The sequence below is a fragment of the Pseudomonas sp. JH-2 genome (assembly GCF_036231725.1).
Lineage (GTDB): Bacteria > Pseudomonadota > Gammaproteobacteria > Pseudomonadales > Pseudomonadaceae > Pseudomonas > Pseudomonas delhiensis.
The window spans coordinates 143036-149096 of sequence record NZ_JAZAQP010000012.1 but is presented as its reverse complement, the minus strand read 5'-3'; the positions used below and the strand labels follow the sequence as shown (position 1 = coordinate 149096).

The window sequence follows — 6061 nt, the reverse complement described above, 5'->3', positions numbered from 1 at the left end:
TGATGTTTCTTGTTTCGCCCCCTCGGGCGAGTCACTTTTGTCAGTCGCCACAAAAGTAACCAAAAAGGCTTGCCCCGCATACGGGCCCGATGGAGCCGGGCTACCCTCACGAATTCCCCCGCCACGGAGGCCCGCCCCGAGGGTACGTCCCTGTAGCCCATCGGGGCTCTAGCGACATCCATGTCGCATGACCTCCTGAGCGCCGGTTTCGCTCGGCCTTCTGAAGGGGCGTTCCGGTGCGCTCGGTGGTTTCTCTGGAAGTCCAAAATCAAGAGCGGCACTGCTCTTCGTAGGAGCGAGCTTGCTCGCGAACCCTGACTCCGTCCCCCTCCCTAACCCTCCCCCGCAAGCGGGAGAGGGGACCGTTCGGCGTGATGCGAAATCACGAAGCTCCCGGCCTCCCCGTAGGATTCACCGGCCACGCCGGACGCCCCGGCGGCACGGCCTGGGTTATACCCCTTCGGGCCAGCGCAAGCGTTGTTCGCGATGGAGCCGCGTCCCGCGTTCGCGGGAATGGCGAGGGATAGTTCATCCGCCGTGCTTCAGAAGAACGACCGCGACGCCTTGAAGGTGACCGCGCTGTCGCAGTAGGCGTTGTGCCCCGAGTAGGCGCTGCAGTCCGTGCCGCTCAGGCTGCTGCCGCTGTAGGAGAAGTTCAGGTCCAGGCCCAGCCAGGGGCGGCTGAGGTTCACCGACCAGTCGTTGAAGCCGCTGACGTAGCCATTGGCCACGTTCACCGGGTTCTCCAGGCTGTAGCTGGCGTATTTCAGCGTCAGGTCGAAGCCCAGCGGCGGCGTCAGGCCCAGGTCGGCGAACAGGGTGGCGCTGCTGCGCCCGGCGCTGTTGCTGTAGGCGGCGCCCAGGCGGCTGCCGAAGATCGACAGGCCGCCGTAGACGTCCTGGGTGTCCAGGTCCGGCCGCTGCGGGTGCACGTAGCGGATGCTGCCCAGCTCGTAGCCGAGGCGGCCATTGCCCAGCGGGCGCTTGAAGCCGGCGTAGGAGTCGACTTCGGTGGGCTTGTCCGGTTCCAGGTTGGCGGCCCAGCCGCCGAAGTACCAGCCCGAGTCGTGGCTGGCGTCCAGCCCGCCGTGCAGGCTGTCCAGGCCGCCGGGCTGGACCAGGCCCTGGGCCATGCTGCGGGTCGGCGAGTTGGCGAGCTTGAGGTCGAAGTCGCCCAGCTGGCGCTGCATGACCTGGGCGTTGGCGGCCAGGCTGGCGCACAGCGAGGCGCCCAGCAGCAGACGTTGGATGATCATGGCTCCCCCCCTTGGTCTTCGAAATGCTCCTTGGCAGGTGCGGTCCCCTCCGCACCTTTACAGGGTAAATCCATTCATCGACCAGGCAATGACCGGCGGTCCATTTGTCGGCCGGATCGAACCTTTTCGTGCCGGCGCTCGTGGAGGTTGCCGGGCCGCGGTCTAGCTGCTAAATCTTCCCCAGCATGCGCACTCCATTCAGCAGGGAGGCCTCCATGGCCATCACATCCGTACCCTCGGCCGACGGCCAGGAACTGACCATCGTGGTCCAGGGCCGCTTCGACTTCGGTGCGCACCAGGAATTCCGCGACGCCTACGAGCGCGTCGAGACCACCCCGCAACGCTACGTCGTCGACCTCAAGGGCGCCACCTACCTGGACAGCTCGGCGCTGGGCATGCTCCTGCTGCTGCGCGACCACGCCGGCGGCGAACATGCGCAAATCAGCCTGGTGCACTGCAGCCCGGACGTGCGCAAGATCCTCTCCATCTCCAACTTCGAACAGCTGTTCCGCATTTCCTGAGCCGTGGCGGTCATGGCCAACTTCCTCACGGTCCTGATCGCCGACGACAACGCCGCCGACCGCCTGCTGCTGTCCACCATCGTCAGCCGCCAGGGGCACCGCGTGCTGACCGCCGCCAACGGCCTGGAGGCCCTGGCGCTGTTCGAGCAGGAGCGTCCGCAGCTGGTGCTGATGGACGCCCTGATGCCGGTGATGGACGGCTTCGAGGCGGCGCGGCGGATCCGCCGCCAGGCCGGCGAGGAGCTGGTGCCGATCATCTTCCTCACCTCGCTGACCGAGACCGAGGCGCTGGTGCAGAGCCTGGAGGCCGGCGGCGACGACTTCCTCTCCAAGCCCTACAACCGGGTGATCCTCGAAGCCAAGATCCGCGCCATGGGCCGCCTGCACCACCTGCAGCGCGAGGTGCTGGCGCAGCGTGACCTGATCGCCCGGCACAACGAGCACCTGCTCAACGAGCAGCGGGTGGCCAAGGCGGTGTTCGACAAGGTGGCGCACTCCGGCTGCCTGAACGCGCCGAACATCCGCTACCTGCAGTCGCCCTTCGCGCTGTTCAACGGCGACCTGCTGCTGGCCGCCTACAAGCCCTCCGGCGGCATGCACGTGCTGCTCGGCGACTTCACCGGCCACGGCCTGCCGGCGGCCATCGGCGCCATGCCGCTGGCCGAGGTGTTCTACGGCATGACCGCCAAGGGCTACCCGATCGCCGACATCCTCCGCGAGATGAACGCCAAGCTGAAGCGCATCCTGCCGGTGGGGGTGTTCTGCTGCGCCAGCATGCTCAACCTGAGCTTCCAGCGCGGCCTGCTGGAGGTGTGGAACGGCGGCCTGCCCGACGGCTACCTGTTCCGCCAGGGCCGCGAGCTGCAGCCCCTGGTGTCGCGCCACCTGCCGCTGGGCATCCTCGAGCCGGCGGCCTTCGACGAGGGCTGCGAGGTCTTCCCCATGGAGGACGGCGACCGCGTGCTGCTGTTCTCCGACGGGGTGCTGGAGGCCCGCAACCCGCAGGGCGAGATGTTCGGCGAGCAGCGCCTGCGCCAGGTGTTCGAGGAGCAGCGCGACGGTTCGCGGCTGTTCGAGGGGGTGAAGGCGGCGCTGGTGCGCTTCCGCGGCGAGGCCCAGGACGACCTGAGCATGCTGGAAGTGGCCCTGGTGCCCGACGCCAGCCTGCAGCGGCCGCCCCTGGCGTTTTCCGAAAGCGGGCTGGGCGGCACCCAGGACTGGTCCTGCAGCTTCGAGTTCCGCGCCCCGACGCTGCGCCACTTCAACCCCTTGCCGTTCCTGCTGCAGCTGCTGATGGAGGTGCATGACCTGCGCCCCCGCGGCAGTGCCCTCTACACGGTGCTCGCCGAGCTGTACTCCAACGCCCTGGAGCACGGCGTGATGGGCCTGGAGTCGCGCCTGAAGTGCGACGCCCAGGGCTTCGCCCGCTACTACGAGGAGCGCCGCAAGCGCCTGGAAAACCTCGACCACGGCTTCGTGCGCTTCCACATCGACCTCGCCCCCCATGGCGATGGCGGCCGCCTGCTGGTGCGGGTGGACGACAGCGGCAACGGCTTCGACGTCAATGCCGTGCTGCAGGCCCAGGCGCACTGCGTGCCGGGCGCCTTCAGCGGCCGCGGCCTGACCTTGATACGCAGCCTGGCCGACCGCTGCCAGTGGTCGGGGGACGGCAAGTCGGTGTCCGTGGAGTTTTTCTGGTCCGCTCAGGCATAATCCGGCACTTCCCGTGCGCCGGCCCTGGCCATGGGTGGCCAGGGAGCGAGCGAATGTCCGATGTGCATCTCGACGATGCGGTACTGAAGGCTTTGCGGGAGGTGATGGCGGAAGAGTTTCCGCTGTTGCTCGACACCTTCATCGGCGACTCCGAGGAGCGCCTGCGCAACCTCCACGAGGCCCTGGTCGAACTCGACGGCCAGGCCCTGCGCCACGCCGCGCACAGCTTCAAGGGCAGCTGCGGCAACATGGGCGCGCCGGCCCTGGCCGCCCTGTGCAAGCGCCTGGAAGACGCCGCCCGGCAGGGCGACATGGCCAAGGCCGCCGGGCTGATCGAGCAGGTCGAGCGCGAGTTCGCCATCGTCCGCATCCTGCTGCGCCAGCAGCGCCTGCAACGTTCCTGACGGGCGACCCGGGAAACTGGCCCGGCCCTTGCTATCTCCGTGTCATCGACGCAAACGAAACGGAGATCGCCGATGGCTGTCGCCCCGGACATCCTACTTTCGCCGACCCCGCCGCCAAGCCCCCGGACATCCCCGTCCAGGGCCGCGCAGGATTCGGCCAACACCAGCAACGACAAGGGTTCCAGCTTCGCCGACGTGTACGCCCAGGAAAGCCGGCCGGCCGCCAAGGAGCGCCCGCAGGCCCAGGCCAAGGCCAAGGGCGACAAGCCGCGCGCTCAGGATGACGCGCCCGCCAAGGACAGCGCCAAGGCGCCGGAAGCCGGCAGCGAGCAGCCAAAGGTTGCCGAAGGCGGCAAGCCCTTGCCGGCCCAGGAGCAGGCGTCGACGGACGACGGCCAGCAGCCGCCCGACCCCAGCCTCGACCCGCTGCTGGCGCTGGCCATGGGCGTGCAGCCGACGGTGCAGGACGGCGCCACGCAACTCGGCCAGGGCCAGCTCGATGCTGCCAACAGCGACGGCGACCTCCAGAAGCTCAACCAGGCCCAGGGCGTGGCCCTGTTGCCGGAAGCGGGCGCCGAGGAGGTGACCCAGGCCCTGCAGCTGCCCACTGCCGGCAAGGGCGAGCTCAACCTCAAGCTGGCCGACGGCCAGGGCAAGGGCGACGCCAAGCTGGACATGACCAGCCTGCTGGCCGGCCTCAAGGACGCCCAGGGTTCGACGGAAACCAAGACCGCCGACGCAGCCGGCGAGCTGGCCGGGCAATTGGCCGACAGCGTCGGCCAGCCCAAGACCGAGCCGCGCAACGAGGCCTTCGCCCATCGCCTGGAGGCCATGACCCAGGCGCTCAACGGCACCCAGCAGGCGCTCACCAGCCGCCCGGTCAACCCGCAGGTGCCCGGCCAGCCGGTGGCCATGCAGCAGAACGGCTGGACCGACCAGGTGGTGGACCGGGTGATGTGGATGTCCAGCCAGAACCTGAAGTCCGCCGACATCCAGATGGAGCCGGCCGACCTCGGGCGCCTGGAAGTGCGCATCCACATGACCAGCGACCAGACCCAGGTGACCTTCGCCAGCGCCAGCGCCGGCGTGCGCGAGGCCCTCGACAGCCAGCAGCACCGCCTGCGCGAGATGCTCGGCCAGCAGGGCATGAACCAGGTCAACGTCAACGTCTCCGACCAGTCCCTGGCCCGCGGCTGGCAAGGGCAGGGCCAGCAGCAGGGCAATGGCCGCGGCGGTTCGGCCACGGCGGCGGAGGGTGACGACGAGCCCATGCTCAGCGGCGTCAGCGAGATCCGCGCGCGGCCGCAGCTGGGCGGGCTGGGGATGGTGGATTATTACGCCTGACGCCGGCCCCGCCGTTCCCTTGTAGGAGCGCGCCCTGCGCGCGAATCGCGGGCAGGGCCCGCTCCTACAGGGGCGCCTTGCAGGCCAAACGGCGGATAACGCCGTAGGCGTTATGCGCCCTACGCCAGGCCCGCCCCTGACGTAGGGCGAATAACCGTTCGCGGTTATCCGCCGCTTCACCTGTCCCCCCTCGCTCCGCCCATCGGCAGCCTGTAATATCCGCCGCGGCGGCCGGGCATGACCTGGCACAGCCCTTGCTCCTGTCTTTCCAGACAGGCAACGGACCGCGCAAGTGACGGATTTCTGGCATGGCTAAGAACGATCAGCAGACCACTCCACCCGCCGAGGGCGGCGCCGGCAAGGGCCGGCTCAAGCTCATCATCATCCTGGGCCTGGCCTTCCTGCTGGCGGTCGGGGCGTCGGTGGGGGGCACCTGGTTCTTCCTCAGCCGTGGCGCCAAGCCCGCCGAGGCACCGGTGGCCGAGGCCGGCAGCGGCAAGAAACCGGCGCTCTACGAGGTGCTGGCGCCATCTTTCGTGGTCAACTTCAACCAGGGCGGGCGGCAGCGCTACCTGCAGGTCGCCGTGGCCCTGATGGGCCGCGACCAGGCCCAGCTGGACGCCCTGCGCGAACAGATGCCGCTGGTGCGCAACCAGCTGGTGATGCTGTTCTCCAGCCAGAATTTCGACACCTTGACCACCCCGGTGGGCAAGGAGATGCTGCGACAGCAGGCGACCGCCAGCATCCAGGAACTGGCCAAGAAGGCCACCGGTCAGTTGACCGTGGAACAGGTGCTTTTCACCAATTTCGTACTCCAGTAGGT

The 6061-nt window shown here is 68.6% G+C and carries 6 protein-coding genes; 5 read left to right on the top strand and 1 reads right to left on the bottom strand.

Features of this window, described 5'->3' with window-relative positions; genetic code table 11:
- Nucleotides 1-542 precede the first annotated feature (542 nt).
- Entirely contained in the window at nt 543-1256 is a 714-nt protein-coding gene (locus tag VV867_RS11425; RefSeq protein WP_109935415.1) for a TorF family putative porin, read from the bottom strand.
- 215 nt (nt 1257-1471) lie between these two features.
- Between VV867_RS11425 and VV867_RS11420 the strand changes: the two genes are divergently transcribed.
- The 5 genes from VV867_RS11420 (at nt 1472) to fliL (ending at nt 6059) form a co-directional block, all read left to right on the top strand.
- The gene (locus tag VV867_RS11420) at nt 1472-1777 is read left to right on the top strand and encodes an STAS domain-containing protein (RefSeq protein WP_109935414.1); all 306 of its coding nucleotides are present in this window, start codon (nt 1472-1474) and stop codon (nt 1775-1777) included.
- 12 nt (nt 1778-1789) lie between these two features.
- Nucleotides 1790-3490: an ATP-binding SpoIIE family protein phosphatase gene (locus VV867_RS11415; RefSeq protein WP_109935413.1), complete on the top strand. Its 1701-nt coding sequence runs from the start codon at nt 1790-1792 to the stop codon at nt 3488-3490.
- Nucleotides 3491-3543: 53 nt separating this feature from the next.
- Entirely contained in the window at nt 3544-3894 is a 351-nt protein-coding gene (locus VV867_RS11410; protein ID WP_109935412.1) for an Hpt domain-containing protein, read from the top strand.
- A gap of 72 nt (nt 3895-3966) precedes the next feature.
- A complete protein-coding gene (locus VV867_RS11405) occupies nt 3967-5238 on the top strand; it encodes a flagellar hook-length control protein FliK (protein WP_109935411.1) in 1272 nt (423 codons plus the stop codon).
- Between the two features lie 308 nt (nt 5239-5546).
- Complete coding sequence (gene fliL, locus VV867_RS11400; protein ID WP_089393970.1) at nt 5547-6059, top strand: flagellar basal body-associated protein FliL; 513 nt, start codon at nt 5547-5549, stop codon at nt 6057-6059.
- Nucleotides 6060-6061 lie beyond the last annotated feature (2 nt).

Coding starts and splice junctions, on each gene's coding strand:
- VV867_RS11425 (WP_109935415.1), bottom strand. CDS start 1,256: ATGATCATCCAACGTCTGCTGCTGGGCGCCTCGCTGTGCGCCAGCCTG.
- VV867_RS11420 (WP_109935414.1), top strand. CDS start 1,472: ATGGCCATCACATCCGTACCCTCGGCCGACGGCCAGGAACTGACCATC.
- VV867_RS11415 (WP_109935413.1), top strand. CDS start 1,790: ATGGCCAACTTCCTCACGGTCCTGATCGCCGACGACAACGCCGCCGAC.
- VV867_RS11410 (WP_109935412.1), top strand. CDS start 3,544: ATGTCCGATGTGCATCTCGACGATGCGGTACTGAAGGCTTTGCGGGAG.
- VV867_RS11405 (WP_109935411.1), top strand. CDS start 3,967: ATGGCTGTCGCCCCGGACATCCTACTTTCGCCGACCCCGCCGCCAAGC.
- fliL (WP_089393970.1), top strand. CDS start 5,547: ATGGCTAAGAACGATCAGCAGACCACTCCACCCGCCGAGGGCGGCGCC.